Here is a 26,104-nt window from a genome sequence, read left to right on the forward strand (position 1 = left end):
CAAAGAGCGGGACTCACCTATGAACTTCGTCCGCCATTACCTGCTGGCCCTGCAGTTCTTCACCCGCGTGCCCGTGACGGGGCGGCTGGCGGCCTGGGTGGGCTACAGCCCCGACATGTTGCGCCAGTCCGCCGCGCATTTCCCGGGCGTGGGTTGGCTGGTGGGGCTGCTGGCCGCCCTGGGGTACGCCGGCCTGGACTGGGCGCTGCCCGACAGCGGCTACGCGCCCCTGGTCGCAGCCGTGCTGGTGACGGTGTTCACGGTCTTGCTGACCGGTGCCTTCCACGAGGATGGGCTGGCCGACGTGGCCGATGGCCTGGGCGGCTCGCATGAGCGTGAGCGCGCGCTGGACATCATGAAGGACTCGCGCATCGGTGCGTATGGCGCCGTGGCGCTGGTGTTGGCCTTGCTCAGCAAAATCGCCTTGCTGGCCTTGCTGGGCGATGCCGATCCGGCTCTGGCCTGCGGTGCGCTGTTCTTCGCCCACGTGGTCACGCGTTTCCTGCCGCTGTGGCTGATCCGCCTGCTACCGCATGTGGGCGACACCGGGCGCTCCAAGTCCAAGCCCTTGGCGGACCGCATCAGCGCGGGGAGCCTCGCCGTGGCCACGCTCTGGACAGCGGCCGCCGCCGCGTTGTCATGGTGGTGGCTGCCCGAGGCGCTGTTCTGGTTCAGCGGCGCCGCCGCGAGCCTGCTGGCCTCGCTCTGGATGGGGCGCCTTTTCGCGCGCCGGCTCCAGGGTTACACGGGCGACTGCCTGGGCGCGACGCAACAGGTCTGCGAAATCGCCTGCTACCTGGGCTTGGCGCTCGGCCTGTCCTGGATCCCATGAAGCTCTGGCTGGTCCGCCACGCGCAGCCGCTGATCGCGCCCGGTGTCTGCTACGGCGCCAGCGACATCGAGGCCGATGGCGAACGCACGGCGGACTGCGCGGTGCGGCTGGCGGCCGAACTGCCGCGCGGTCTCACGGTCCACAGCTCGCCCCTGCGACGTTGCCTGCAACTGGCGCAGGCCCTGTGCGCCTTGCGGCCGGACCTGCAACTGCGGCAGGACCCACGCCTGCGCGAGATGGATTTTGGGCAGTGGGAGGGGGTGCGCTGGGACGACATCCCGCGCGCGGCCTATGAGGCCTGGACAGCCGATTTCGGTGTCGAGCGCTTTGGGGGACAGGAAAGCGTCAACGAACTGATGGCTCGCGTGGCGGCAGCGCGCGAGGCGTTCCGTGCGGCGGGGCAGGATGCCATCTGGGTCACGCACGGCGGTGTGTTGCGCGCCCTGGCCCTGCTGGACCAGGGCCTGTCCCGGCTGGACCGGGCCGACCAGTGGCCGGCCTCGGTGGCGGGCTGGGGTGAGTGGCAGTCCATCACCCTTTAGCTCACCACGGGTTCAACAGGTTCAGCGGGCTCAGCCCCAGACTTCCTGCGCCGTTTCGACGACCAGCCGCAGCTTCTTGCGCTGGTCTTCCACGGCGATGTTGTTGCCGTGCACGGTGCTGGAGAAGCCGCACTGCGGGCTCAGGGCGAGCTGATCCAGGTCGGCGTACTTGCTGGCTTCCTCGATGCGGCGCTTGAGCGCGTCCTTGGTTTCCAGCTGGCCGAACTTGGTGGTCACCAGGCCCAGCACCACGATCTTGCCCTTGGACAGGAAGCGCAGGGGGCGGAAGTCGCCCGAGCGGTCGTCGTCGTATTCAAGGAAGAAGGCGTCGAGGTTCATTTCCTTGAGCAAGGCCTCGGCCACCGGTTCGTAGTTGCCGGCCGCCGCGTGCGTGCTCTTGAAGTTGCCGCGGCACAGGTGCATGGCCAGGGTCATGCCCGCGGGCTTCTTGGCGACGACCTTGTTGATGAACCCGGCGTAGCGGTGCGGCAGTTCGTTGGGATCGTCACCGCGCTGGCGCGCGGCTTCGCGCATGCGGTCGTCGCAGAGGTAGGCCAGGTTGGTGTCGTCCATCTGCACGTAGCGGCAGCCCGCGTCATAGAGTGACTGCAGCTCGTCGCCGTAGGCCTGGGCCACGTCGTCGTAGAACACCGGGTCGAGTTCCGGGTAGGCGTCCTTGCTGATGCCCGCGCGGCCGCCGCGGAAGTGCAGCATGGTCGGGCTGGGGATGGTGACCTTGGGCGTCATGCCCGCCGCGATCTGGCTCTTCAGGTATTCGAAATCGGCGCGCTGGATGTCTTTGACGTGCTTCACCTTGTCGATCACGCGGATCACCGGCGGCGCCAGCTCTTCCGTGCCATCGGGCTTCTTGATCGTCACCGGGATGTCGGTCTTCACGCCACCCAGTTGCTCCAGGAAGTCAATGTGGAAGTAGGTGCGGCGGAACTCGCCGTCCGTGATGGACTTCAGGCCCACGTCCTGCTGGAACTTCACGATTTCGGTGATGGCCTTGTCTTCCACCTCGCGCAGCTGGGCCGCACTGATGGACTTCTTGACGAAGAACTGATCGCGGGCTTCGAGCAGGTACTGCGGGCGCAGGAAGCTGCCGACGTGGTCAGCGCGAAAGGGTGGCGTGGTGCGTAATGTCACTGTCTGATCTCCTGTGGGGTCGACGATGGGGGTAATGAATGACTGTACAGAAATGGTGGGCCTTGGCTGCTGGGGGAATGCCTAGGGTGGGGTGGCCAAAGTCACGAGGGCCGTTGCTCGCAAGCGGCCTCAGGCCACGGCCACGAACACCAGTGTGCCCGTGGTGCAGTGCCTGCGCTCACCCGTGGCGGGCGATTCGGCCCACATGTCCACGTGCACGTGGATGGAGCGTCGCCCGGTGGCGATGACCGTGGCCGTCACCTCGACCACGTCACCCACATGCGCCGGGGCTTTGAATTCCAGTTTCTCGCTGCTGGCCATGACGATGGTGCGACGCATGCGCCGGGTGGCGGCGACGAAACCGGCCTTGGCCATCCATTCCATGGCCGGGCCGCCGTGCAACAGGCCTCGGTGGTTGGCATGGCCGGGGAAGACAATCTCCGCGACCATGGCGCTGGCCTTGCCGCCCTCGGTGAATACCGGCGGCCTGGAGGCAATTGGCGCTGTCGCCGGTGGAGTTGCGACGCTGACCGGGCTTGCTTGCGCGTCCTCGGCTTGGCGAACCATGACGAATTCGCCGGACAGGCAATCGGTGCGCGTGCCGCTGAGCAGGTCCTCGGCGACCAGGCGCGTGCCCACCGTGACGGAGCGCTTGCCCTGTCGCAACACCTGGGCGCTGCATTCCACCAGATGGCCGGCGGGCGCGGGCGCCGCGAAGTTCAGGTCGCTGACCGATGCCGTGACGACCGAGCCACGCAGGGCCTTGCTGCCGACGATGAAGGCCAGCCTGTCCAGCATGGACAGGGCCGCGCCGCCGAACAGTGTGCCGTGGTGGTTGGATTGATCGGGCCAGACCATGTCGACGACGACCATGGGCGGCGTGCTGGTGCCCGAAGGCAGATTAGCGTCTGTATTGGCGGATGACAAAGTGTTCTCCGACGGCGCGTGGGCACACCCCGTCCCATGCACCATCACATCGCTCCGTGGCAGGTCTCCTGGCTATCGGGTCCTCGTCCAATGCGGCCTTCCCGGCGCGTGGCCAGTGGCGTAAGGCATCGAATTCGCCGATCACAGTTGCGGGGGCAGCCACAGCGCGGGGTTGGGTCTCAACCCTCCGCTGCTGTTCCCTTTTCATTCCTGCGCTGGGCAGGAAACCGCGGGGCGGGCGCAGTGTATACCAAGCCTCACGCTTCAAGCGGCGATCCGCTGTTCAGCGCGCAGGGTCCGCGCCGCGGCCACCATGTGCGTCAACGCCGGAATCACCTCGGCCCACTGGCGGGTCTTGAGGCCGCAGTCCGGGTTGACCCAGAGTCGTTCAGGTGGAATGCGTTGCGCCGCCTTGCGCATCAAGGTGATGATCTGCTCGCGCGTGGGGATGTTGGGCGTGTGGATGTCATAGACACCGGGGCCGATCTCGTTCGGGTACTTGAAATCGTCGAAGGCGTCGAGCAGTTCCATGTCCGAACGGGAGGTCTCGATGGTGATCACGTCGGCGTCCATGGCCGCGATGGCGGCGATGATGTCGTTGAACTCTGAATAGCACATATGGGTGTGGATCTGGGTGTCGTCGCGCACGCCGTTGGCCGTGACGCGGAAGCTCTCCACCGCCCAGTCCAGGTAGCTCCGCCACTGCGACTTGCGCAGCGGCAACCCTTCGCGCAGCGCCGCCTCGTCGATCTGGATGACGCGCACGCCGGCTTGCTCCAGGTCCAGCACTTCCTCGCGGATGGCCAGGGCGAGTTGCCGGCACGAGTCCGCACGTGGCTGGTCGTCGCGCACGAAGGACCAGTTCAGGATCGTGACCGGGCCCGTGAGCATGCCCTTCATCGGCTTCGTCGTCAGGGACTGCGCGTAGACGATCCATTCCACGGTCATCGCCTTCGGGCGGCGGATGTCACCGAACAGAATGGGCGGCTTGACGCAGCGCGAGCCGTAGGACTGCACCCAGCCGAACTGGCTGAAGGCATATCCTTCGAGCTGCTCGCCGAAGTACTCCACCATGTCGTTGCGTTCAGCCTCACCGTGCACCAGCAGGTCCAGGCCCAGGGCTTCCTGCTCGCGCACGCTGCGCGCGATCTCTGCCTGCATGGCAGCCCTGTAGCTCGACGCGTCGATCCGCCCCGCCTTGAACTCGCTTCGGACCTGGCGGATTTCCGCCGTCTGCGGGAAGGATCCGATGGTCGTGGTGGGGTAGAGCGGCAGCCTGAGCAGGGCAGCCTGCCTGGGTGCGCGCTCAACGTAGGGGCTTTGGCGGCGGCCGAGGTGGTCGGTGATCTGTGCCACGGCGGCCTGCACGGCCGGCTTGTGCACGCGCGGGGAAGCGCGCCGAGCGGCCAGCGCCGCCTGGTTGGCCGCCAATGCCTGTTGCACGGCGTCGCGGCCCTCATTCAGGGCCCGGCCCAGCACGGCCAGTTCATCGAGCTTCTGCAAGGCAAAGGCGAGCCAGGACTTGATCTCAGGGTCCAATTTCTGCTCTTGCGTCAGGTCCACGGGCACGTGCAGCAGCGAGCAGGAGGGCGCGATCCACAGGCGATCACCCAGGCGAGCGCTGAGCGGCTCCAGCCAGTCCAGCGTGGCGTTCAGATCGGTCTTCCAGATGTTGCGGCCATTGACCACGCCCAGGGACAGCACTTTGTGCGCGGGCAGCAGGTTGAGCACGGGCAGCACGTCGTCGCGGCCGGTGATCGCATCGATGTGCAGGCCGGCCACCGGCAGGTTGGCCGCGAGGTAGGCGTTTTCCTGCAGCGGTCCAAAGTAGGTGGCCAGCAGCAGCTTGACGCGGCAGCTCTTGAGCTGGTGGTAGGCGGCCTTGTAGGCATGCTGCCAGTCGTGGTCGGGGTGCTTGTCCAGCTCGGTGACGAGGAGAGGCTCGTCCACCTGCACCCACTCCACGCCTTGCGCGGCCAGCGTGTCCAGCAGCTCGGTATAGGCCATCAGCAGGCGGGGCAGCAGATCCAGCTTGTTCGAGCCGTCCTTGGCCTTGCCCAGCGCCAGGTAGGTCACGGGGCCGACCAGCACCGGCTTGGCCTGAATGCCTTGTGCCCGCGCTTCGTCCAGCTGTGCCAGAAGGCGCGCGGCATCGAGCTTGAACGTGGTGTCGGCATCGAACTCGGGCACGATGTAGTGGTAGTTGGTGTCGAACCATTTGGTCATCTCGCCGGCCTGCACGCCGTCGTCAGCGTGTTGTGCCGAATGTGCGCCGCCGCAGCAATGGGCATGGGCGTCGGCCGTTTGGGCGGACTTTCCCCGGGCGACACGGAAGTAGTTGTCCAGCGCGTCGCCATGGAAGCCGCGCACGCGCGCGGGCAGGTTGCCCAGGGTGAAGCTCATGTCCAGCACCTGGTCGTAGAAGGAGAAGTCGCCCACCGGCACCAGATTCAGCCCGGCCTGGTCGGCCCAGTGGCGCTGGCGCAGTCGGGCACCAACGGCCAGGAGTTCGTCGCGGGAGGACTGGCCTTTCCAGTAGGACTCGAGCGCGAACTTGAGTTCGCGTTGTGCGCCGATGCGGGGGAAACCAAGGTTGTGGGTCAGGGCCATGAGGGTGCCGCCTTTGAAGCAAGTGGTGTCGATGGCCGGCATCCTAGGTAACTCCATTCATTACGTAAAATGGTCTTATTTCAATCATCCATGAGATTGGCTCATACATGATCGAGCGCATCCATCTGGCCATCGTGCAAGAAGTGGCCAGGTTAGGCTCCCTGACCGCGGCGGCCGATACCCTCTGCCTGACGCAATCAGCCCTGAGCCATTCGGTCAAGAAACTGGAGTCGCAGCTGGGCACGGCCATCTGGTTGCGCGAAGGGCGCCAGCTCATCCCCACCCAGGCGGGCGAGCATCTGCTGGCGCTGGCGAATCGCGTGCTGCCGCAACTGGCGCAGGCCGAGGAGCGCCTGGCGCAATACGCCCAGGGCCGGCGCGGCACACTGCGCATCGGCATGGAATGCCATCCCTGCTACCAATGGCTGCTGAAGGTGGTGGCGCCTTATCTGGCGCGTTGGCCCGACGTGGACGTGGACGTGAAGCAGAAGTTCCAGTTCGGCGGCATCGGCGCGCTGTTTGGTTACGAGATCGACCTGCTGGTCACGCCCGACCCGCTGTTCAAGCCCGGCCTGCGTTTCGAGCCGGTGTTCGACTACGAGCAGGTGCTGGTGGTGGCGCGTGACCATGCCCTGGCCGGCGCCGCGCGCGTCCAGCCGCGGCAACTGGCGCAGGAGGTGTTGATCACCTACCCGGTGGCGCCCGAGCGGCTGGACATCTTCAACCAGTTCCTCACGCCGGCGGGCATCGCGCCGCGCCAGCACAAGACCATCGAGACCACCGACATCCTGCTGCAGATGGTGGCCAGTGGCCGGGGCGTCACCGCGCTGCCGCGCTGGCTGGTGGAGGAATATGCCGACCGCATGCCCATCGTGCCGATCAGGCTGGGTGCGCGCGGCATCCAGAAGCAGATCTTCCTGGGACTGCGCGAGACCGACATGGATGTGGACTACCTGCGGTCCTTCGTTGAGATGGCGCATCAGCCGCAAGTACGATGACGATAGGGAGCCGACGACATGACGACCCACAACCTGACCATCACCGAAATCAAGACCTTCGTGCCTGCGAAGGATTTCGAGCTGTCCAAGCGCTTCTACGCCGATCTGGGTTTCCAGCAAAAGTCCGAAGGCGGCGGCATTGCCTACTTTGCCCACGGCCGACACGCCTTCCTGCTGCAGGACTACTACGCCCAGGAGTTTGCCGACAACCTGGCCTTGCACCTCCTGGTGGAGGACGTGCAGGCCTGGAGCCGCCATGTGGCCGAGCGAGGCATTGCTGAACGCTACGGTGTGCGCGTGACCGCCTTGACCGAGCAACCCTGGGGCATCACCGATTTCACGGTCACCGACCCCTGCGGCGTGTGCTGGACCATCGGACAGAACACGCAGAGTTTCGTGCCGGTGGGGCGGCTGGATCCGGTCTGAAACACCACGCGCTTGCAGCACAATCCCCCGGTGCTTCATCGTCTCCTCGTCCTCTTCGTCTGGCGTGTCCTCGCCATCGTTTGCGTGGCGCTGGGCGTCATCGGCGCCTTCCTGCCCGTGATGCCCACCGTGGTGTTCCTACTGGTGGCCGCATGGGCCGCTGGCAAGGGCTGGCCGCAGTTGGAAGTCTGGTTGCTCACGCACCCTCGCCACGGCGCTTCCATCCGGGCCTGGCGCGAGCGGGGCGCGGTTCCGCGACGGGCCAAGTGGCTGGCCTCTCTCATGATGGGATTGAGCAGTGTTGCCCTCGTGGCCTCCCCCCTGGCCCTGTGGTGGCGCATTGGCTTGCCCCTGGGCATGGCTTGCATCGCGCTGTGGTTGTGGACACGGCCGGAGGTGTGAAGGCCTGCGCAGGCACCGCTGTTGGGGCGCGGGTACAGCCCCTGGCCTCATGAGGTCTTGCCGCCGTCATCGGGTTCAGGCAGCATGCGGGGACACATGCGACGCTTGCTGACTCTGCTCCCACGTTTGTCCAGGCCACACGCTGCGGCGCTGGGCTGGATCACCATCCTGGTTCTCATGGCCGGTTGTTCGACGCTGCAGTTCGGCTACGGCCAGCTGCCGCGCCTGGCTGCCTGGCAAATGGACAGTTATCTGGATCTGGACCGCGCCCAAAGCCGCCAGCTGGACTCGGCCCTGGCCGAGCTGCATGCCTGGCATCGCCGCGAGGAACTGCCGCGCGTGCGCGCGGTGCTGGTCCGTGCCGACACCCTCTGGGGTGAGCCCGACAGCGGACGGGGTGTCACGGCCGAGGAGCTGAACAGCATCGAGCGCGATGCCATCGCAGCGCTGAATCGCCTGCTGGTGCGCGCTGAACCCTTGGCGCAGCCCTTGCTGGCAAGCCTGCGCCCGGCGCAATGGGAGCATTTGCGCGCGAAGCAGCGTAAGCGCCTGGACGAATGGCTGGAGGAGGAGGGCGATCCCGAGGAGCGGGGGGATCGTTTCATCGACAACCTGGAGCGCTGGCTGGGCAGCCTGGAGCGCCCCCTGCGTCAGATGGCGCGCGCCGAGGCGGCACGGTGGCCTGTCCAGGATCGCGCGGCTTTGCGCCAGACCTGGGAGGCGCGCCAGCAGCGCATCGTCGACGGTCTGCGCGCCGTGGCGCAGGGCCAGCGCGAGCAAGGCCTGACCCTGCTGGGCGCCTTGGCCACCGAACCGATCGATCCTCCGCTGAGCACGGCCATGCGCGCGTCCGTGCTGCGCGTGCTCAACGCCGCCACGCCCGCGCAGCGCGCGCAGGCCCGTGAGCGCTGGGCGCGCTGGCGCGACGATTTGAGGCAACTGGAATCCGTGCAGACCGCCCAGGCCGCGCCCTGAGCGCACCCTGAGCGCCGAGCGCGTCAAAAGACCAGCCTGGCCTGGTTCTTGACCTCTTCCATCACCGCGTAGGTCCGGGTCTCGCGCACGCCGGGCAACTGCCAGAGCACGGTGCCGGCGAACTCGCGGTAGGCCGCCATGTCGGCCACGCGGGTTTTGAGCAGGTAGTCGAAGCCGCCGGCCACCATGTGGCATTCCATGATCTCGTCGCGCACCTGCACTGCGGCCTTGAACTGCTCAAACACATTGGGCGTAGTGCGGTCCAGCAGCACTTCAACGAAGACCAGCATGCCCCGGCCCAGTTTGAGCGGGTTGAGCCGCGCCTCGTAACCCAGGATGTAGCCCTCGCGCATCAGGCGCTGGGTGCGCGCCAGCACGGCCGTCGGCGACAGGCCCACGGTCTCGGCCAGCTTGAGGTTGGACAGCCGGCCATCGGTTTGCAGCAGGTGCAGGATGCGCCGGTCGATGCGGTCCAGGGTGTCGTCGGAGTCCAAATTTTTCTCTATGTGGCTGGGTATCTTTGGTGAATCATTCACCATGAAAACGGGGAGTATCGCGCCGATTTCTACTTGCAACCCACATCGCCGCGAGTTTTTCCATGCGACTGCCCACCCCTTACCGAGTCGAAGCCGACCTCCTGGCCCAGCGCCTGCAAACCCTGGCACACCACCTCGACTGGGCCGCCGCCGCGCGCATGGCCGCGCCCTGGGTGCAGGCCGTGCGCGAGAACCCGCCGCCGTTTTGGGCCATGGAAAGCCTGCTCAAGGAATACCCGATTTCCAGCGCCGAAGGCCTGGCCCTGATGCGTCTGGCCGAAGCCCTGCTGCGTGTGCCCGACGCCGAAACGGCCATCGCGCTCACGGCCGATCAGCTCGGGCGCGCCGATTTCGACGCCACGGGCCAGCCCGCATTGGCCCGCCTCTCGTCCAGCGCGATCGCCCTGGCCAAGAAGTTCCTGCCCTCGGAGGGCGTGGCTGAGCCGCAGGGCACGCCGGGGCAGCAAGGCCTGCTGGGCCGCCTGGGCGCGCGCGTCGTGGTGGCGGCCACCTTGCGTGCGGTGCAACTGCTGGGCCGCCAGTTCGTCCTGGGCCAGACCTTGCCCGAGGCCATGAAAGAGGCGCAGCGCGCCCGGCACGGCGTGGCGGGGGGCTGACGCATGTTCCGCCGCTGGGCCGCCCCAAGGCGGAACACACCCCTCGGGGGGCAGCGACCCGCGCAGCGGCGGAGCATGGGGGCTGACATACAGCTATGACATGCTGGGCGAGGGCGCGCGCACCGGCGCCGATGCTGATCGTTACCTGCGCAGCTACGAAGCCGCGCTGCGCCTGCTGGCAGAGCGCGCGCGCATTGACGTCGCAGGCGATGCCCAGGACGATCCGTACCGCAGCGAGCGCGCCAACGACGGCATCTCCATCAAGCTCAGCGCCCTGCACCCGCGCTACGAGGACGCGCAGCGCGAGCGCGTGCTGGCCGAGCTGGTGCCGCGTGTCTGGGGCCTGTGCAAGCTGGCCGCCCAGGCCCGCATCAACCTCACCATCGACGCCGAGGAGGTGGACCGGCTGGAACTGTCGCTGGACGTGTTCGAGGCCCTGCTGGAGCGCATCGCGCGCGAGCACCCGGACTGGTCCGGTTTCGGCCTGGCGCTGCAGGCCTACCAGACCCGCGCACTCGAGCTGGTGCAGCACGTGGTCGAGCTGGCCCGCCGCCATGGCGTGCGCCTGATGTGCCGCCTGGTCAAGGGGGCCTACTGGGACGCCGAAGTCAAGCGAGCCCAGGAGCTGGGCCTGCCGCATTACCCCGTCTTTACGCACAAGCATCACACCGACGTGAGTTACCTGGCCTGTGCCCGCGCCTTGCTGGAAGCCAGCGACGCCATCTACCCGCAGTTCGCCACCCACAACGCCGGCACCATCGCCGCCATCCAGCAGATGGCCGCCCGCGTGATCAGCGCCAGGTCGCGGCACGGCGGCGGGAGGGCCGGCGCCGCCTACGAATTCCAGCGCCTCCACGGCATGGGCGAGGGCGTGTACCGCGAGGTGCTGAAGAACCCGCTGGTGCGCTGCCGGGTCTACGCCCCGGTGGGCGCGCACCGCGACCTGCTGGCCTACCTGGTGCGCCGCCTGCTGGAGAACGGCGCCAATTCCTCCTTCGTGCACCAGCTGGCCGACGATAACGTGGGCCTGGACGAACTCTTGATTTCGCCCCTGCGGCTGTCGCCGCAGCCCGCCTTGCCGCTGCCGCCCGCGCTCTACGGCCCTGCGCGGCGCAACAGCCGGGGCCTGGACCTGACGGTCGAGGCCGAGCGCGCGCCTTTGTTCGAAGCTTGGGCGCGTTGCGCGGTGCCCGCCGTGCCCGACACCGAGGTGGCGACTTTGCCCGGGGCCTGCGCGCGGGCCGTCGCGTCCGGCCGAGTCTGGCGTGACACCCCGGTGAGCGAACGCACCGCCGCCTTGCGCCGCGCCGCCGACGCCTTCGAAGTCCACACCGATCGCCTGTGCGCCTTGCTGGTCAAGGAGGCCTTCAAGACCTGGGGCGACGCCGTGGCCGAGCTGCGCGAGGCGGTGGACTTCCTGCGCTACTACGCGGGCGAGGCGGAGCGCCTGATGGCGCCCATCGCCTTGCCCGCCCAGCCGGACGGACTGCGAGGCATGGCCGCCGAAGGGCAGGGTGGAGCGGGCCTGGCCGACGCACGGCAGGCCTTGCTCGGTGTCACGGGAGAGCGCAACACCCTGCGCCTGACCGCGCGCGGGGTCTGGGTCTGCATCAGCCCCTGGAACTTCCCGCTCGCCATCTTCACCGGGCAGGTCGCCGCCGCGCTGGCGACCGGCAACGCCGTGCTGGCCAAACCGGCCGAGCAGACGCCCGCCATCGCGCTGGAAGCTGTGCGCCTGCTGCACGCGGCCGGCGTGCCGACCGACGCGCTGCAGTTTTGCCACGGCCCGGGCGAGACCGTGGGTGCGGCCCTGGTGGCCTTGCCCGAGGTGGCGGGCGTGGTCTTCACCGGTTCCACCGCCGTGGCCAAGACCATCCAGCGCGCGCTGGCGGCCAAGGACGGCCCCATCGTGCCGCTGATTGCCGAGACGGGCGGCATCAATGCCATGCTGGTGGACAGCAGCGCGCTGCCCGAACAAGTGGCCGACGCCGTGGTGCAAAGCGCCTTCCGCAGCGCGGGCCAGCGCTGCTCGGCCCTGCGCCTGCTCTGCGTGCACGAGGCCATTGCCGACGGCGTGATCGAGATGGTCGCGGGCGCGGCGCGCGAGCTGGTGCTGGGCGACCCGAGCCAGCTGAGCACCGACCTGGGGCCGGTGATTGACCGGGAGGCTTTTGTCGCCATCCGGGGCCACCTGACGCGGCTGGAAGGCCGCGCACGTGACCATCTGCCGCCCTTGGCCCTTGCCACGTCGTCCGCGTCGTCCGCGTCGTCCGCGTCGTCCGCGTCGTCCGCGTCGTCCGAGGTCCGCGCCGAACCGGCTCCTGGCCTGGACCACCTGATCGCGCCGCGATTGTTCGAAGTGGCCACCGTCGCCGAGGTTGACCAGGAGATCTTTGGTCCGGTCTTGCAGGTGGTGCGCTGGCGTGGCGAGCCGGAGGCGGTGATCGACCAGATCAATGCCCTGGGTTATGGCCTCACGCTGGGCCTGCAGACCCGCATCGACAGCCGGGCCGAGGCCTTGGCCACGCGCGCCCACGTGGGCAATGTCTACGTCAATCGCAACATCATCGGCGCGGTGGTGGGACTGCAGCCCTTTGGGGGGAAGGTCTGTCGGGCACTGGCCCCAAGGCCGGAGGGCCGTTCTACTTGCAGCGTTTCTGCGCCGAGCAGACCGTGACCATCAACACCACCGCGGCCGGTGGCAATGTGGCTCTCTTAGCGGGTTGAAGGTTTTCAAGCCACGCGCATGCGGGTCTGGCGGTGGATGCGCTGCAGGATGTCCGTCAGGCTCTCATCCAGCAAGGGGTAGAGCGGGTGGGCGTCGCCCCGGCGCCGGATCAGGCCCAGCACGTCGCCCGGGTCGGCTCGGCGCAGCGGCCACCACACGACGCCGGGCGTGCGCAGCAAGGCGGTGGAGGCGGGCACCAGGGCCACGCCCAGGTCGGCGCCGACCAGGTCCAGCACACCATGGACGGTGGTGGCTTCGTAGTGGATGCGCGGGCTGAAGCCCGCCTGCGTGCACAAGCGGATGAAGCGGTCGAAGTAGGCCGGTCCGTGATGGCGCGTGAAGGAGACAAAGGTCTCATCGGCGCAATGCCGCAGGTCCAGTGGCAGCGGCGCCGGGGGTTCGCGGTGGGCGGGCACGGCCAGGCAGAACGGGTCCGGCACGCGCACCGGGATCAGAAGGCGGGCCGGCACGGCGGCCAGGCGGCCGATGCCGGCATCCAGCGTGCCGGCGATCAATCCTTCCACCTGCTGTGAGCTGATCATTTCGCGCAGCTTCAGGGTCCAGCGCGGGTAGTCCCGACGCAGGCGACGCACCAAGTTGGGCAAGACCGTGCTGCTGGCCGAGGGCACGTAACCCAGGTTCAGCACGCCCTCGGGGCCCAGCGCCGCATCGTTCACCAAATCGCGCATGCGGCCCGCGCGCTCGAGCAGGGCGCGGGCCTCGACCAGCAGGACTTCACCCGCAGGTGTCAGGCGCACGCCCTTGGGATGTCGGGTGAAGAGCGGGGTGCCCATCGCTTCTTCCAACTGACGGATCTGCAAGGACAGCGGTGGCTGGGCGATGTAGAGCTTCTCGGCGGCGCGGCTCAGGCTGCCCGCGTCGGCGACGGCGACGAAATAGCGCAGGTGACGGAGTTCCATGGCGCGGCTTGGAAGGGGCGGTGAATCCCCTTCAGTGTATCCCCAAGGTATATGTAAAAGATATGGGTTGCATACCGAACCAATTGTTGATGTATCCACCGGAAGCGCCAAAAATGCCGCCTCGCTTCAATATTGACAAGGAGACCCTCATGAAATCCCTCGTTTCCCTTCTGCTCGCGCTGGCCGTGGGCACGCCCGCCCTGGCGCAGGATTGGCCCAGCAAGCCGGTGCGCGTGCTGGTGCCAGCGCCCGCGGGCAGTTCGCTGGACATCATCGTGCGTACCCTGGGCGACAAGCTCAAGGACCGTTGGAAGCAGCCCGTGGTGGTGGACAACAAGGCCGGCGCCGGCGGCATGCTGGGCATGGACGCAGTGGCCAAGGCCGCGCCGGACGGCCATACCCTGGGCATCGGCTTCAACGGCCCGGTCGCCTTCGGCCCCTTCATGTACAAGAAGATGCCCTACAACCCGGGCAAGGACTTGCTGCCCATCGTGCTGACGACCTCGCAGCCCAATGTGCTGGCGGTGCCGGCCAACAACCCGGCCAAGACCCTGAAAGAATACGTGGCCTGGGCCAAGACCCAGCCCCAGGGTGTGAGCTACGCCTCGGTGGGCAACGGCAGTTCCTCGCACCTGACCATGGAACTGTTCCGCAACACGGCGGGCTTCCAGACTCTGCACGTGCCTTACGCTGGTTCGCCGCCGGCCGGCCTGTCGATCGCCGCAGGCGACACCCAAGGCCTGTTCACCGTCGCGCCCGCTCTCCTGCCCCTGGTGGAAAGCGGTCGCGTGCGTCTGCTGGCCGTGACCAGCCTCAAGCGCATGGAAGGCCTGGAGAACCTGCCGACGATCGCCGAATCGGGTTACCCCGGCTTCGAAGCCCTGGCCTGGAACGGCCTGTTCGCGCCGGCTGGCACACCCAAGGCCGTCATTGACCGCATCAATGCCGACGTCAACGCCGTCATGCAAGACCCTGCCGTGCGCGCCAGCTTCGCCAAGCAGGGCCTGATCATCGGCGGTGGCAGTGCAGCCTCCTTCAAGAGCTTCATCGACAGCGAGAGCAAGAAGTGGGGCACCATCATCCAGCAAGTTGGCATCACGATTGAATGAGCGCACAAGCATGAGCGAACAGGCGTCTACCATGCTGGCCTTGCGCAAGACCCGGGCCGAGGCCGGGATGGAACTGGTCGAAGTCCCGGTGCCCCAGTCCCTGGACGAGGGCGAGGTGCTGGTGCGCGTGGCCGCGGCCGGGATCTGCGGCAGCGACCTGCACGTCGATGACTGGACGGCCAGTTACGCCTTCATCGCGCCCTACCTGCCGGTCACCCTAGGCCACGAGTTCGTGGGCACCATCGCCAGCGGACCCCGCACGGGGCAGCGGGTGGTGGTGCGGCCCTCGGTCACCTGCGGGCACTGCGTCCACTGCCAGGCCCAGAACTTCGACGCCTGCGAGCAGCGCCGCGGCATCGGCATGACGCGCGACGGGGCCTTCGCGGCCTGGGTGCGCGCGCCCTTGCGCAACTGCATCCCCGTGCCGGCCGCCCTGAGCGACACGCTGGCCTCGCTGGTGGAGCCATTCTCGATTGCCATGCAGGCCTTGCGCCAGGCCGGCGATCTGGCCGGCCGCACAGTGCTGGTGATGGGGCCGGGCACCATCGGCCAGGCGATCGCCGTGCTGGCGCGGCGCATGGGCGCGGCCCGCATCGTCGTCACGGGTTTCCAGGACGCGGTGCGGCTCGACACCCTGCGCGCCATGGGTTTCGAGGACCTGGTGGACGTGTCGCAGACGCCGCTGACGCAGTGGCTGAAGACACGCCCCGAGTTGCCGCCTTTTGACCTGGTTTTCGAAGCAACCGGGGTGCCTGCCACCGTCACCGAGGCGCTGGGCTTGTTGCGGCGCGACGGCGTGGTGGTGGTGACCGGCATCCACGATCGACCGTTGTCGCTGGACCTCACGCCGTTCGTGCGGCGCCAGTTGCAGTTGCGCGGTTCCTTCCGCCCGCCCGAGTCCGACTGGCCGCGCGTGCTGGCGCTGATGGGGGAGCTGGGCGAGTCCATCCGACCGATGGTGAGCCATGTGCTGCCCCTGTCGAGCGCGCACGAGGGCTTGGCACTGGCCCATGGCAAGCAGGCCAACAAGGTGCTGCTGGTGCCCGAGGACCACGATGGTCGGTGAACCCCAAACCCAAGCTAAAACCCAGGCCGCGATCAGCGCCGAGATCCGGGCCACCGCGGTGCTGGCCTTGTGGAACGACGTGGACCCGATCCACGACACCGACTACAACGATTGGCATGCCAACGAGCACGTGCCCGAACGCCTCACGGTGCCGGGCATGCTCTGGGGCCTGCGCTTCCTGGCCTCGGCCGGAGGCACGGCCGGCCCGCGTTACCTCACGCTCTATGGCCTGCGCGATGTGCAGGTGCTGGACAGCGCCGCTTACCAGCATCTGCTGGCCTGGCCGACGCCCATGAGCGCGCGCATGCGCCGCGTGATGCACGGCATCTCGCGGGCCGTGTATGACGTGGTGGCGGTCCAGGGCAGCCTGGCGGCCCCTGGCTTGCTCCTGAGCGAGGATACGGGCGAGGAGGGCGCACCGGGAGTTGACGCCGACGTGCTGGGCCTGCTGCGTGGCCAGCGCCGTCCCGACACCCAGCCCTTGCCCTGGTTGCGTACGGGGCAGACCGGCTTTGAGCCGCCGGCCAGTCTGCGCCTGCTGGCGCTGGCGCGATTGCCCGCGCCTGTGCCGGCGCAAGGGGCACCCGCGACGCCGGGCGCGAACCTCTACCGTTACCGGCGCCTTTCCGTGGCGGGTGACGGGCAGGTCTGAGGCTGCGCCCCGGCCTGCATGACGCCGGGGATCACGGCGCGGGAGTCTTGTCGCGGAAGTCGCACCAGGCCGACACCTGGCATTCCCAGCAGCGTGGCTTGCGCGCCACGCAGATGTAACGCCCGTGCAGGATCAGCCAGTGGTGAGCGTGCTCCATGAACTCGGCCGGGATGCGCTTGAGCAGTTGCTGCTCTACCTCGTGGGGTGTCTTGCCCGGCGCGAGTCCGGTGCGGTTGCCGAGGCGGAAGATGTGCGTGTCCACCGCCATGGTGGGTTCACCGAAGGCCACGTTCAGCACCACGTTGGCGGTCTTGCGACCGACGCCGGGCAGGGCTTCCAGTTCCTCACGCGTGCGCGGCACTTCACCGCCGTGGCGCTCCACCAGGATGCGGCAGGTCTGCATCAGGTGTTTTGCTTTGCTGCGGTACAGGCCAATGGTCTTGATGTAGCTTTCCAATCCATCCTGCCCGAGCGCCAGGATCTGGCCCGGCGTGTTGGCCACGGGGAAAAGCCGGCGGGTCGCCTTGTTCACGCCCACGTCGGTGGCCTGGGCCGACAGCAGCACGGCGGCCAGCAGTTCGAAGACCGAGGTGTATTCCAGCTCGGTGACCGGCAGCGGGTTGGCCGCTCGCAGCGTGGCGAAGAAGGCATGGACGGCGGCGGGCGTCATGGGCGGTGGGCGAACAGGCCGTCCGCGAGGGCGGGGCGCGGCCTCAGAGCACCGAGAGATCGACGAAGCTGGCGCGCGCGGGCGGTTGCGCGCGCAGCGCCTGGGCCGTCAGGCCCAGGGCTGACAGCACCTCGCTGGGCAGCAGGTCCAGCGTTTCGAGGGCGAGCACGGGTGCGTCGCTTGCTTGCACGCTGGCCGAGTTCAGATCGGCCAGGTGGCTGGCCAGGTGCAGCACACCACCCAATGGATGAAGCAGGGCATCGGCCGGCGTGGAGGCCGGCCAGACCAGGGGCGCCGCCGTGACCTGCAGGGCACCGACCATGGCGTCCGGGAAGCGCCAGCGCTGTGCCAGCTCGGCCGTGACGTCCACCTCGGTGAAGCCCAAGGTCTGGCGTTCGCTGGCCCAGCGGCTGCCGGGCACATGGGGTTGGCGCTCAATCAGCGCCAGCGCCTTCGGCTGGACCTGCACGATGAGCAGCTCGCCCAGGCGCAGCATCATGCCGGCCAGCCAGGCCTGCTGCGGGTCCAGGCGCTCGCGCAGCGCAGGCTGCTTGGCCAACGCCTGCTCGGCCAGCCATTGCGCGTAACCCGCGCAGGCCATGCAATTGCGCCAGAAGTGCGTGCGGTTCAGGCCCGGCGCGACGGGAAAACTCACGTTCATGCAGGCGGCCAGCGCCAGCACCCGCACCTGGGTCAGGCCCAGCAGCGAGATGGCCGAGGTCAGCGACTCCACCTCGCGCTGCAGGCCCATGGCCACGCCGTTGGCGGCGCGCAGCACCTTGGCGGTGAGCACCGGGTCCTGGGCGATCAGTGCGCCCACCTGGGCGGCGGCGATGTCGCGGTCCTGCAGGCTGCGGATCAGGGCATGCGCCACTTCGGGCATGACGGGCAGCTTGACCGCGCGAAAGAAGACCGCCAGGTGAGGGGCTGTCTGGTGCGGCGTCGAGGGTGTGGGGGTCGCCGCGGCGGCAGGCGCGGTGGCAGAAGTCGGGGGCGCCATGGGGTTGCTTGGGGAGTAGGTCTTGTGCTTGTTGATGTTCTTGTCGGGGTTCGACCCTTGGCCCGATTGTCCATGATGAACGCGCCCCTGGAATGCGAGAATGCACGAACAATTTGTTTCTGCTTTTTGCGCCTCTAGTTTTCCCTGATGACCATGCAATTCGCCCAACGCCTCGACAACGTCGAAACCTCCGCCATCCGCGAACTCTTCAAGCTGCTGGGCAAGCCCGGCATCATTTCCTTCGCGGGCGGCTTCCCCGACAGCGCCATGTTCGACGTGGAGGGCATCCGCGAGGCCTCGGCCGAGGCCTTGGCCCAAGACCCGGGCGCGGCCCTGCAGTACGGTGCTACGGAAGGTTACAACCCCCTGCGCGAGCAGCTGGCCGCCTTCATGGTCGAGAAGATGAAGAGCACGGGAGCGCAAGTCACGCCCGAGGGTCTGATCGTCACCACCGGCAGCCAGCAGGCGCTGGACCTGCTGGGCAAGACCCTGGTGGACCCGGGCGCCAAGGTCATCGTCGAGGCGCCGACCTTCCTGGCCACCATCCAGTGCTTCCGCCTCTACGGCGCCCAGGTGATCGGTGCGCCCATCGACGCCCAGGGCGTGCAGGTGGACAAGCTGGAGCAACTGATCGCTGAGCACAAGCCGCGTTTTGTCTACCTCATCCCCACCTTCGGCAACCCCAGCGGCGCGACGCTGAGCCTGGAGCGCCGCAAACGCATCTTGGAGCTGGCTGTGAAGACCCAGACCGTGGTGATCGAGGACGACCCGTACGGCGACCTCTACTTCGGCGAGGCGCCGCCGCCCAGCCTGCTGGCCCTCACGGCCCAGGTGCCCGGCAGCCGCGACTGGCTCGTGCACTGCGGATCTTTGAGCAAGGTGCTGAGCCCCGGTCTGCGCGTGGGCTGGATGGTCGCGCCGCCCGAACTGCTGGCGAAGGCGACCATGTGCAAGCAGTTCAGCGACGCCCACACCAGCACCTTCGCACAAGCCACGGCTGCGCACTATCTGAAGGCCGGCCGCATGCCCGGCACACTGGCCCGTGTGCGCACGGTCTACGCCGAGCGCGCCCAGGCCATGGGCCAGAGCCTGAAGAAGGAATTGGGCGATGCGATCGAATTCACCCAACCCGGCGGCGGCCTGTTCTTCTGGGCCCGCCTTACCGGCGCGGGCGGCAAGCTCAAGGACGCCAACGAACTTGCCAAGCGCGCGATCGAGAAGGGCGTGGCCTTCGTGCCCGGCGCGCCGTTCTTTGCCAACAACCCTGATCTGGCCGCGCTGCGCCTGAGCTTTGCGACGGTGGGGGTGGACAAGATCCGCGAGGGGGTGGAGAGGTTGGGGCAGGCGATCTGAGCAGGGTCAGATCGGAAATCTGGAAAACCGAAAGGGCGCTAACCATGCGCCCTTTTTTTGGACAACTTTCGGTTTTTCATGGGGCGCTGAAACCGTGGGCGGCGGTGAAGGCATTTTGTATTTTGGCGGGAGCTCACGGTTTGTTATGAACGCGACGCCACGTTATATTCGCCTGAATTCTTCAAACGATACAGGTACTTAGGTTCATGCCAGGGAGGGACGAGGATGCACATCCATCAATGGTATTCCGCATTTTTGCGGTCCATTTCACGTTAGGGTACGCAGGTGATACACGAATCGCGCTACTGGAAGCAACCTCTTCTCCGGTCGGCGCGATGGCTGGAGAAGGCGCTTGTCGACGAAGCGTCAGGTGAAAAAATTCTTGCTCGAGCCGAACGAGAGGTGTTCATCGGGTTTTATGCGGTCCGGAAGCTTTTAGCCACGTTCAAGCTATCTGGCACTACAAAGCGTCTCACATGCCAGTTGATCTCGTATCCAGCAAAGTCAAAAGCGCTGGTGGACTACTTCAATAGAAGCGACATCGATGAGCACTACGATCTCGACAATGAAATTCGAGAAACTCGAGACGTAGGATTTTTGTGCAATCAGGTAGTGCACAGCTTTGTGTTCATCTTCGTTACCGGCGAGTCAGGTTCCATCGAGGGCATCTTTGTGTCGTCTGACACGATGAGGCATCGCCGTCTGTACTATGTAGCGCTCGAAAGCATCGTTCAACTGTTTCGCGCCGTTGGACGCGACTACCCAAGTCAGCAGCATTACGTTCGCAACGTGCAATCAGGTCAGTGGGAGGTTCGCGATGACGTGCCCTAATCCGTCCATTGTGCGGACCCCAAGCGTGCTTCGTATGCTTCCAGTGACCGCTCATTTTCAACGTCATGCATAACGGGAAATGGTGACGCTTAACAAAGTCCAGGTGGCATCCCAAATGTTCGTGGAAGCGCATGAGCTTTACTCTTCTGCGACCCGGGAGATCGACTACATCGTATCCATCGTGCTATCAGGCGCGGTTCTCGGAATTGTGAGCCCCCTGTTGAAAGAGCAAGGCGGTCACACAGCCCATTCGCTTCTCGCGCGCATTGCAGATCACATTGCCAAACCAGAAGAGCCGTCGACGCATGAAGGCGTATTTCGCGCTACGTACAACGCCTTCAAGCACGCAGGACATGAAAGTCGCAAGATCGCGCCATCTTCTGATCTTGAAATTCAAACAGAGCTAAGACGCGAAGCCGCACACATGCTTAATGCGGCAAAAGAGGATTTCCGGCAGATCAAAGATTTTCCCTACGTGAATAAGCACTTATCTCAACAGTTTTTTGAACTGATCGATTCAGACGAAGGCTATGCATAACAAATCGTTACCGCCGATCCTTTGTGATTTTGCTTCGCCCGCTCGTTCCGACGTCCTACCCTAATTGGGTAACAGGAGACACCATCGTGAATTACAAAATCTTTCTTTTTGCGGCTCTCACGATGTTGGGTGCGCATGCCCATGCTGAAGAAGCCGATGGCAAACAATCCAAGACGGTTCAAGTTGGGCTTGCGTTCAAGGATGGTTCGTCCGTTGGCTTGAAATTTCTGCCGCCCGACGAGGAGGGCTGGGTCATGACCCGGCCGGGGGGCGGCGTGAACTTCAAGAAGAATGCCGGCTCACCGACGGACAGCATGGAAATCGAGGCCTACATGATGAGGCTCGATACGCCGATTGAGCCCATGGCCAGCTACATGGAGACGATCAAGCGGAATATCACCGAGGGATACGAACGCAATAAGAACTTCAAGATCAGCGCGTTTGAGGTCACCGAAGACCCCAAGGACGCCAGATGCGCCAGAATTCATCTGCTGCTGGAGCGTGTACAGCTAGGCCAGGAAGCGCAGGAAAGAAGATGGAGTGAGCAGTATGTGCTCTCCTGCGGATCGTTGAAGCGCAAAGGGATGGGTTTCGAGTTGCGCTTCTATCACCGATACGTGGAGTCAGGCAAAGACGCTCAATTCGCCGAGAAAGCACGCAAGGTGCTGGACAGCGCGGTACTGGTGGATGAGTAGTGGGCAGGCGATATCAGTTGGAGATTCCATCCGCGTTCGCACTGATTTTCACGGTTACGCACTGGGACCGTTGAGTCCCCGATCCCACACCGGTTCCTCCCCCCCAAACTTCTCCGCGAGGAAATCGACCAGCAGCCGCAAGGCCAACGGCTGGTGCTGGCGTGAGAGGAACACCGCGTGGATGCCCAGCGTTTCGAGTTGGCAGTCCTTGAGCAAGGGGACCAGTTCGCCCCGCTGGATGTCCTCGCTGACGTAGTAGGTCGGAAGAATGCCGATGCCGCCGCCCGACAACAGGGCCCGGCGCAGGATGGCGGTCTCATTGGTCGTGAAGCCCACGTCCACCGCCGGTTCCACGACCTTGTCACCTTGCCGGAAGCGGAACTGCGTCGCGCTGACCAGCGCATGCGCCAGGCAGCGGTGACGGGGCAGTTCATCGACGGTGGCGGGCGTGCCGTGGCGCCGCAGGTAGTCCGGGCTCGCGCACAGCACCGAACGGCAGGTGGCGAGGGGGCGGGCGATCAGCGTGGGTTCCAGCGTGTTGCTGATGCGCACGGCCAAGTCGATCTGGTCGGCGGCGAGGTTGATGCCCAAGTCCGTGGTCGCCAAGGAGATTTGGACTTGCGGATAGCGTTGTTGGTATTCCACCAGCGCCGGGGTCAGCTGCGCTTCAGCAAACGAGAGTGCGCAGGTCAGCCGCAGACGTCCTCGGGGTTCCTGGCCCAGGTTGCCAGCGATGTGTTTGACGTCATCGGCTGTCTCCAGCAGTTGACGGCATGAGGGCAAGGCCAGTTGGCCCGCGTCGGTGAGCGTGACGCGGCGGGTCGTGCGGTGCAAGAGACGCGCGCCGAGCCAGTCTTCCAGCGACACCAAATAGCGGCTGACCATGGCAGCGGACATTTCCAGATGGTCGGCGGCCTGGATCAGGCTGCCCCGTTCAGCGACGGTCACAAAGACCTGGGCCGCGGTGATTCGGTCCATCGCAACTCCTCCAAAGCAAAAGGCGTTTGATTGCGTCGAATTGTGCAATAAATAATCAACCGATAGGCTATTTATGTATTGAAGTGGCTTGAATACAGTGACGTTTCCTCGCAACCACCTTCAGGAGATCGTCATGTTGTTCCAGACCCCCTTCCTTCAAAAACTGCTGCCGCTGTTGGCCTTTGGTGTCATGGCGACCGGAACGGCCGGCGCTCAGACGGCCGCCGCGCCGCTGCAAATCAAGGTGTACAACGCGGACGCCGCGAGCTTCCACGTCAACGCTGTGGTGGTCAGCGGCAAATCCGAGGCGCTGGTCGTTGACACCGGGTTCACCCGGGCGGATGCCCTGCGCGTGGCCGCCGACGTGCTCGACAGCGGCAAGACGCTGAAAACCATTCTGATCAGCAACGCTGATCCGGATTTCTATTTCGGGGCCGAGGTCCTGAAAGAGCAATTCCCTCAGGCGCAGGTGCTGACCACATCGGCAGTGCGCGAGAAGATTCAAAGCAAGTTGTCCGGCAAGCTCGCGTTCTGGGGGGCGAAGCTGGGCGCGAATGCGCCGCGCAAGCCGCTGGTGCCCGATGTGCTGCAGGGCAACACCCTGACGGTCGACGGACAAACCATTGAGGTGCGCGGCACGACGGGAGAACTGGCTCACCGCCCCTATGTCTGGATTCCGTCGATCAAGGCGGTCGTTGGCAACATCGCGGTTTTCGGTAACCTCCATGTCTGGACGGCCGACACCCAGAAATTCAGCGAACGCAAGGCGTGGCTGGCCCAACTCGACGAGCTGCTGGCGCTCAAGCCAGCCATCGTGGTTCCCGGGCATGCAGCCGCTGGCGCGGCTCAGGACGAAAGCGCGATTCGCTACACCCGGGACTATCTGGTTCGCTTCGAGCAGGAACTGGCTCGGACTCAGGACGCCGCAGCGCTGATCGCGGCGATGAAGCAGGCCTATCCGAACGCGGGCCTGGGCATCGCCCTCGACATCGGCGCGAAGGTCAACAAAGGCGAGATGAAGTGGTGAGCACCACGCCAGGTCGCTGAATCATTGGAATTGCTGCGGGGCGCAAGGCGACTCGTGTCCCGCAGCCATCGCGAAAGGAAAGCCATGAGTGCTTCAACGCTTCACTACATCTACGACCCGTTGTGCGGCTGGTGCTATGCGGCGGCCCCCTTGATCAAGGAGGCGCGCAAGATCGTTGCCGTGCAGCCGCACGGCGGCGGCATGATGGCCGGCACGCGGCGTCAGCAGGTCAGCGCGCAGCTGCGTGACTATGTGATGCCGCACGACCGTCGCATCGCCCAAGTCAGCGGGCAGCCCTTTGGAACGAGTTATTTCGACGGCCTGCTGCGCGATACGAGTGCGGTTTTCGACTCCGAGCCGCCGACGGCTGCCATGCTGGTGGCCGAGCAGTTGGCGGGGCGTGGACTGGACATGCTCGCCCGCCTGCAAACCGCGCATTACGTGGAGGGGCGGCGCATTGCGGATCGCGCGGTGTTGATCGACATCGCGGCCGAACTGGGTTTGCCGCGAGACGCGTTTGCCTATGCCCTGGACGCCACGCTGGGTGAGGGCGTTCGCACGCACATCGCGGCGACTCGGGAACTGATGCGCCGCATGGGCGCCCAAGGATTTCCGACGCTGGTGCTGGAGACCGAAGGGCGTTTTCTTCCCATGGACCTGGGTTCCTATTTGGGGCGGCCGGAGGCGTTCGCGCAATGGCTGCAGTCACAAGTGCCGAACGAATCTGCGCAACTGGACGGCGTTGCCTTCCAATGCGGACCAGAAAGCTGCGAGATCCCGGTGCACAGGCCGTAACAACGCTCGTTGGATGCGACGGAGCTGGGCGCCTGGCTGCACGGCCTGCTGCATGTCCAGGAGGGCGACTTGGACGACGCGGGGTATTGGTTCGGCCGCGCCGGGCGAAACTTGCCTGATCCTGCAGATCAGCGCTTGCCCAGTATCCCGCCCAGGACCCCGCGGATGATCTGGCGCCCGACTTCGCGGCCGATGGAGCTGGCGGCGCTTTTGATGAGCTGTTCGCCCGCGCTGGCGCGCGTGCGCTTGGAGCCGCCTCCGAGGATGTCGCCCAGGCCACCGAGGAAGCCCCCGTTTTCCTTGTCGCTGGCCTGGGTCTCAGCCTTGGCCTGTTGCGCCTGCTTCTCCTGCGTGCGCTGGGCCAGCTTTTCGAAAGCGGATTCACGGTCCTGCGTTTTTTCATAGACGCCCGCAACCAGCGAGTTGGCCAGCAGGGCCTGCCGTTGCGGCGGCGTGATGGGGCCGATCTGGCTGCCGGGCGGCAGCACCCAGGCCCGTTCGGTCACGCCGGGGCGGCCCTTGTCGTCAAGGAAGCTGAGGAGGGCCTCGCCCACGCCCAGCTCGGTGATGGCGCGGGCCATGTCGCCCAGCGCGGGGTTGGGGCGCATGGTGTCGGCCGCCGTCTTGACGGCCTTCTGGTCGCGTGGCGTGTAGGCCCGCAGCGCATGCTGCACGCGGTTGCCCAACTGGCCCAGCACCGTGTCCGGGATATCCAGCGGGTTCTGCGTCACGAAATACACGCCCACGCCCTTGCTGCGCACCAGGCGCACCACGAGCTCAATGCGTTCCAGCAGCGCCTTGGGCGCGTCGTTGAAGAGCAGGTGGGCTTCGTCGAAGAAGAAGACCAGCTTGGGCTTGTCCAGATCACCGACTTCGGGCAATTGCTCGAACAATTCCGAGAGCAACCACAGCAGAAAGGCCGCGTACAGGCGCGGCGCGGTCATCAACCTGTCGGCGGCGAGGATGTTGATGACGCCACGCCTCTGCGTCGGCGCCGGGCCGCCCCAAGCTGGCGCAGCGCCCCCTTGGGGGGCCGACGCCGTAGGCGTCTGGGGGGCCACATCCACCGTCTGCATGAAATCGGCGATGTCCAGCATCGGCTCGCCGAAGAATTTTTCGCCGCCTTGGGCCTCGATCTGCAGCAAGCCACGCTGGATGGCCCCGATGCTGGCCGCGCTGACGTTGCCGTACTGGGTCTTGAACTGCGCCGCGTTGTCGCCGACGAACTGGCACATGGCGCGCAGGTCCTTGAGGTCGAGCAGCAGCAGGCCCTGGTCGTCGGCGATCTTGAAGACCAGTTGCAGCACGCCTTCCTGGGTGTCGTTCAGGTCCAGCATGCGGGCCAGCAGCAGCGGGCCGAGATCGCTGACCGTGGCGCGCACGGGGTGGCCCTGCTCACCAAAGACGTCCCAGAGTGTGGTGGGGCAGGCCATGGGTGCGGGGGCTTCCAGGCCACGTTCCTGGAGCACGGCGGCCAGCTTGCCGCCGATCTGGCCGGGCTGGGACATTCCGGTCAGATCCCCCTTCACATCGGCCATGAAGACGGGCACGCCGACGCGTGAAAACCCTTCGGCCAGGGTTTGCAAGGTGATGGTCTTGCCCGTGCCCGTGGCACCGGTGACGAGTCCATGGCGGTTGGCCTTGTCGGGCCGCAGAAAACATTGGATGCCGTCGTGTTGGGCAATCAGCAGGGGAGATGTCATGACAGGGCCAGGGAATACAATCGGA

The 26,104-nt window shown here is 66.1% G+C and carries 26 protein-coding genes and 1 riboswitch; of the genes, 17 read left to right on the forward strand and 9 right to left on the reverse strand.

What is annotated here, in order from left to right; genetic code table 11:
* The first annotated feature begins 19 nt into the window (after positions 1-19).
* Together cobS and DW355_RS11955 are read left to right on the forward strand one after the other, a co-directional pair.
* Positions 20-832, forward strand: a complete 813-nt coding sequence (gene cobS, locus DW355_RS11950; protein WP_131280360.1) for an adenosylcobinamide-GDP ribazoletransferase — start codon at positions 20-22, stop codon at positions 830-832.
* Positions 829-1,374 carry a histidine phosphatase family protein gene (locus tag DW355_RS11955; protein WP_131280362.1) on the forward strand — a complete coding sequence of 182 codons (546 nt, stop codon included), beginning with the start codon at positions 829-831 and terminating at the stop codon, positions 1,372-1,374. Before cobS ends, DW355_RS11955 begins: the two co-directional genes overlap by 4 nt.
* A 30-nt stretch (positions 1,375-1,404) precedes the next feature.
* Here DW355_RS11955 and DW355_RS11960 read toward each other — a convergent pair whose 3' ends face one another.
* The 3 genes from DW355_RS11960 to metE form a co-directional block, all read right to left on the reverse strand.
* Positions 1,405-2,523, reverse strand: coding sequence for a 5-methyltetrahydropteroyltriglutamate--homocysteine S-methyltransferase (locus DW355_RS11960; RefSeq protein WP_131280364.1), 1,119 nt, complete (start codon positions 2,521-2,523; stop codon positions 1,405-1,407).
* Between the two features lie 129 nt (positions 2,524-2,652).
* Entirely contained in the window at positions 2,653-3,450 is a 798-nt protein-coding gene (locus tag DW355_RS11965) for an acyl-CoA thioesterase (RefSeq protein ID WP_242671136.1), read from the reverse strand.
* 41 nt (positions 3,451-3,491) lie between these two features.
* A riboswitch (cobalamin riboswitch) is annotated at positions 3,492-3,697 on the reverse strand.
* A gap of 17 nt (positions 3,698-3,714) precedes the next feature.
* On the reverse strand, positions 3,715-6,060 hold the full coding sequence (gene metE, locus DW355_RS11970; RefSeq protein WP_131280366.1) for a 5-methyltetrahydropteroyltriglutamate--homocysteine S-methyltransferase: 2,346 nt from the start codon (positions 6,058-6,060) through the stop codon (positions 3,715-3,717).
* 107 nt (positions 6,061-6,167) lie between these two features.
* Between metE and DW355_RS11975 the strand changes: the two genes are divergently transcribed.
* From DW355_RS11975 to DW355_RS11990, 4 genes are all read left to right on the forward strand, one after another.
* Positions 6,168-7,058 carry a LysR family transcriptional regulator gene (locus DW355_RS11975; RefSeq protein ID WP_131280368.1) on the forward strand — a complete coding sequence of 297 codons (891 nt, stop codon included), beginning with the start codon at positions 6,168-6,170 and terminating at the stop codon, positions 7,056-7,058.
* An 18-nt stretch (positions 7,059-7,076) separates the two neighbouring features.
* Complete coding sequence (locus tag DW355_RS11980) at positions 7,077-7,484, forward strand: VOC family protein (RefSeq protein WP_131280370.1); 408 nt, start codon at positions 7,077-7,079, stop codon at positions 7,482-7,484.
* A gap of 30 nt (positions 7,485-7,514) precedes the next feature.
* Positions 7,515-7,886 (forward strand): YbaN family protein, encoded by a 372-nt coding sequence (locus DW355_RS11985; RefSeq protein WP_131280371.1) that lies wholly within the window; start codon positions 7,515-7,517, stop codon positions 7,884-7,886.
* Between the two features lie 96 nt (positions 7,887-7,982).
* Positions 7,983-8,861 (forward strand): DUF6279 family lipoprotein, encoded by an 879-nt coding sequence (locus DW355_RS11990; RefSeq protein ID WP_131280372.1) that lies wholly within the window; start codon positions 7,983-7,985, stop codon positions 8,859-8,861.
* 23 nt (positions 8,862-8,884) lie between these two features.
* On the opposite strand, the gene DW355_RS11995 is transcribed toward DW355_RS11990, so the two are convergent.
* Entirely contained in the window at positions 8,885-9,355 is a 471-nt protein-coding gene (locus DW355_RS11995; RefSeq protein ID WP_207388017.1) for an Lrp/AsnC ligand binding domain-containing protein, read from the reverse strand.
* A gap of 104 nt (positions 9,356-9,459) precedes the next feature.
* Between DW355_RS11995 and DW355_RS18560 the strand changes: the two genes are divergently transcribed.
* Complete coding sequence (locus DW355_RS18560) at positions 9,460-10,014, forward strand: hypothetical protein (protein WP_131280375.1); 555 nt, start codon at positions 9,460-9,462, stop codon at positions 10,012-10,014.
* A 100-nt stretch (positions 10,015-10,114) separates the two neighbouring features.
* A complete protein-coding gene (locus DW355_RS12005; RefSeq protein WP_431733167.1) occupies positions 10,115-12,691 on the forward strand; it encodes a proline dehydrogenase family protein in 2,577 nt (858 codons plus the stop codon).
* Between the two features lie 56 nt (positions 12,692-12,747).
* Here the strand turns inward: DW355_RS12005 and DW355_RS12010 are convergent, their stop codons facing one another.
* Positions 12,748-13,662, reverse strand: coding sequence for a LysR substrate-binding domain-containing protein (locus tag DW355_RS12010; protein WP_131280376.1), 915 nt, complete (start codon positions 13,660-13,662; stop codon positions 12,748-12,750).
* Positions 13,663-13,811: 149 nt separating this feature from the next.
* Here DW355_RS12010 and DW355_RS12015 point away from each other — a divergent pair, with 149 nt between their 5' ends.
* The 3 genes from DW355_RS12015 to DW355_RS12025 are packed head-to-tail and all read left to right on the forward strand — an operon-like array spanning position 13,812 to position 16,489.
* Complete coding sequence (locus tag DW355_RS12015; protein WP_131280378.1) at positions 13,812-14,771, forward strand: Bug family tripartite tricarboxylate transporter substrate binding protein; 960 nt, start codon at positions 13,812-13,814, stop codon at positions 14,769-14,771.
* A 10-nt stretch (positions 14,772-14,781) separates the two neighbouring features.
* Positions 14,782-15,837: a zinc-dependent alcohol dehydrogenase gene (locus tag DW355_RS12020; RefSeq protein WP_242671137.1), complete on the forward strand. Its 1,056-nt coding sequence runs from the start codon at positions 14,782-14,784 to the stop codon at positions 15,835-15,837.
* Positions 15,827-16,489: a DUF4286 family protein gene (locus DW355_RS12025; RefSeq protein WP_131280380.1), complete on the forward strand. Its 663-nt coding sequence runs from the start codon at positions 15,827-15,829 to the stop codon at positions 16,487-16,489. Before DW355_RS12020 ends, DW355_RS12025 begins: the two co-directional genes overlap by 11 nt.
* Before the next feature lie 31 nt (positions 16,490-16,520).
* Here the strand turns inward: DW355_RS12025 and nth are convergent, their stop codons facing one another.
* Positions 16,521-17,159 carry an endonuclease III gene (nth, locus tag DW355_RS12030; RefSeq protein WP_131280382.1) on the reverse strand — a complete coding sequence of 213 codons (639 nt, stop codon included), beginning with the start codon at positions 17,157-17,159 and terminating at the stop codon, positions 16,521-16,523.
* A gap of 43 nt (positions 17,160-17,202) precedes the next feature.
* The gene (locus DW355_RS12035) at positions 17,203-18,159 is read right to left on the reverse strand and encodes an HDOD domain-containing protein (protein ID WP_131280384.1); all 957 of its coding nucleotides are present in this window, start codon (positions 18,157-18,159) and stop codon (positions 17,203-17,205) included.
* Positions 18,160-18,312: 153 nt separating this feature from the next.
* On the opposite strand from DW355_RS12035, the gene DW355_RS12040 reads away from it, so the two are divergent.
* The 4 genes from DW355_RS12040 (at position 18,313) to DW355_RS12055 (ending at position 21,576) form a co-directional block, all read left to right on the forward strand.
* Positions 18,313-19,512, forward strand: a complete 1,200-nt coding sequence (locus DW355_RS12040; RefSeq protein WP_131280385.1) for a PLP-dependent aminotransferase family protein — start codon at positions 18,313-18,315, stop codon at positions 19,510-19,512.
* Positions 19,513-19,797: 285 nt separating this feature from the next.
* Positions 19,798-20,343, forward strand: a complete 546-nt coding sequence (locus DW355_RS12045) for a hypothetical protein (RefSeq protein ID WP_131280387.1) — start codon at positions 19,798-19,800, stop codon at positions 20,341-20,343.
* 115 nt (positions 20,344-20,458) lie between these two features.
* Positions 20,459-20,881: a hypothetical protein gene (locus DW355_RS12050; protein ID WP_131280389.1), complete on the forward strand. Its 423-nt coding sequence runs from the start codon at positions 20,459-20,461 to the stop codon at positions 20,879-20,881.
* Between the two features lie 86 nt (positions 20,882-20,967).
* Positions 20,968-21,576 (forward strand): hypothetical protein, encoded by a 609-nt coding sequence (locus tag DW355_RS12055; protein ID WP_131280391.1) that lies wholly within the window; start codon positions 20,968-20,970, stop codon positions 21,574-21,576.
* A gap of 54 nt (positions 21,577-21,630) precedes the next feature.
* Here DW355_RS12055 and DW355_RS12060 read toward each other — a convergent pair whose 3' ends face one another.
* Entirely contained in the window at positions 21,631-22,554 is a 924-nt protein-coding gene (locus DW355_RS12060; protein WP_131280393.1) for a LysR family transcriptional regulator, read from the reverse strand.
* Between the two features lie 190 nt (positions 22,555-22,744).
* Between DW355_RS12060 and DW355_RS12065 the strand changes: the two genes are divergently transcribed.
* Together DW355_RS12065 and DW355_RS12070 are read left to right on the forward strand one after the other, a co-directional pair.
* A complete protein-coding gene (locus DW355_RS12065) occupies positions 22,745-23,581 on the forward strand; it encodes an MBL fold metallo-hydrolase (protein WP_131282659.1) in 837 nt (278 codons plus the stop codon).
* An 84-nt stretch (positions 23,582-23,665) separates the two neighbouring features.
* Positions 23,666-24,376, forward strand: coding sequence for a DsbA family protein (locus DW355_RS12070; protein ID WP_131280395.1), 711 nt, complete (start codon positions 23,666-23,668; stop codon positions 24,374-24,376).
* Between the two features lie 128 nt (positions 24,377-24,504).
* On the opposite strand, the gene DW355_RS12075 is transcribed toward DW355_RS12070, so the two are convergent.
* On the reverse strand, positions 24,505-26,079 hold the full coding sequence (locus DW355_RS12075; protein ID WP_131280397.1) for a helicase HerA-like domain-containing protein: 1,575 nt from the start codon (positions 26,077-26,079) through the stop codon (positions 24,505-24,507).
* Positions 26,080-26,104 lie beyond the last annotated feature (25 nt).

The organism is Hylemonella gracilis (assembly GCF_004328645.1).
Classification (GTDB): Bacteria; Pseudomonadota; Gammaproteobacteria; order Burkholderiales; family Burkholderiaceae_C; genus Hylemonella; species Hylemonella gracilis_B.

Bases quoted from the DNA above. Each gene is read 5' to 3' on its own strand.
- DW355_RS12025 (WP_131280380.1), top strand. From the start codon at position 15,827: ATGGTCGGTGAACCCCAAACCCAAGCTAAAACCCAGGCCGCGATCAGC.
- DW355_RS18560 (WP_131280375.1), top strand. From the start codon at position 9,460: ATGCGACTGCCCACCCCTTACCGAGTCGAAGCCGACCTCCTGGCCCAG.
- DW355_RS12065 (WP_131282659.1), top strand. From the start codon at position 22,745: ATGGCGACCGGAACGGCCGGCGCTCAGACGGCCGCCGCGCCGCTGCAA.
- DW355_RS12060 (WP_131280393.1), bottom strand. From the start codon at position 22,554: ATGGACCGAATCACCGCGGCCCAGGTCTTTGTGACCGTCGCTGAACGG.
- DW355_RS11990 (WP_131280372.1), top strand. From the start codon at position 7,983: ATGCGACGCTTGCTGACTCTGCTCCCACGTTTGTCCAGGCCACACGCT.
- DW355_RS11955 (WP_131280362.1), top strand. From the start codon at position 829: ATGAAGCTCTGGCTGGTCCGCCACGCGCAGCCGCTGATCGCGCCCGGT.
- DW355_RS12050 (WP_131280389.1), top strand. From the start codon at position 20,459: ATGTTCGTGGAAGCGCATGAGCTTTACTCTTCTGCGACCCGGGAGATC.
- DW355_RS12010 (WP_131280376.1), bottom strand. From the start codon at position 13,662: ATGGAACTCCGTCACCTGCGCTATTTCGTCGCCGTCGCCGACGCGGGC.
- DW355_RS12035 (WP_131280384.1), bottom strand. From the start codon at position 18,159: ATGGCGCCCCCGACTTCTGCCACCGCGCCTGCCGCCGCGGCGACCCCC.
- DW355_RS12040 (WP_131280385.1), top strand. From the start codon at position 18,313: ATGCAATTCGCCCAACGCCTCGACAACGTCGAAACCTCCGCCATCCGC.
- DW355_RS12015 (WP_131280378.1), top strand. From the start codon at position 13,812: ATGAAATCCCTCGTTTCCCTTCTGCTCGCGCTGGCCGTGGGCACGCCC.
- DW355_RS12020 (WP_242671137.1), top strand. From the start codon at position 14,782: ATGAGCGAACAGGCGTCTACCATGCTGGCCTTGCGCAAGACCCGGGCC.
- cobS (WP_131280360.1), top strand. From the start codon at position 20: ATGAACTTCGTCCGCCATTACCTGCTGGCCCTGCAGTTCTTCACCCGC.
- DW355_RS12070 (WP_131280395.1), top strand. From the start codon at position 23,666: ATGAGTGCTTCAACGCTTCACTACATCTACGACCCGTTGTGCGGCTGG.
- DW355_RS11975 (WP_131280368.1), top strand. From the start codon at position 6,168: ATGATCGAGCGCATCCATCTGGCCATCGTGCAAGAAGTGGCCAGGTTA.
- DW355_RS12005 (WP_431733167.1), top strand. From the start codon at position 10,115: ATGCTGGGCGAGGGCGCGCGCACCGGCGCCGATGCTGATCGTTACCTG.
- nth (WP_131280382.1), bottom strand. From the start codon at position 17,159: ATGACGCCCGCCGCCGTCCATGCCTTCTTCGCCACGCTGCGAGCGGCC.
- metE (WP_131280366.1), bottom strand. From the start codon at position 6,060: ATGGCCCTGACCCACAACCTTGGTTTCCCCCGCATCGGCGCACAACGC.
- DW355_RS12075 (WP_131280397.1), bottom strand. From the start codon at position 26,079: ATGACATCTCCCCTGCTGATTGCCCAACACGACGGCATCCAATGTTTT.
- DW355_RS11980 (WP_131280370.1), top strand. From the start codon at position 7,077: ATGACGACCCACAACCTGACCATCACCGAAATCAAGACCTTCGTGCCT.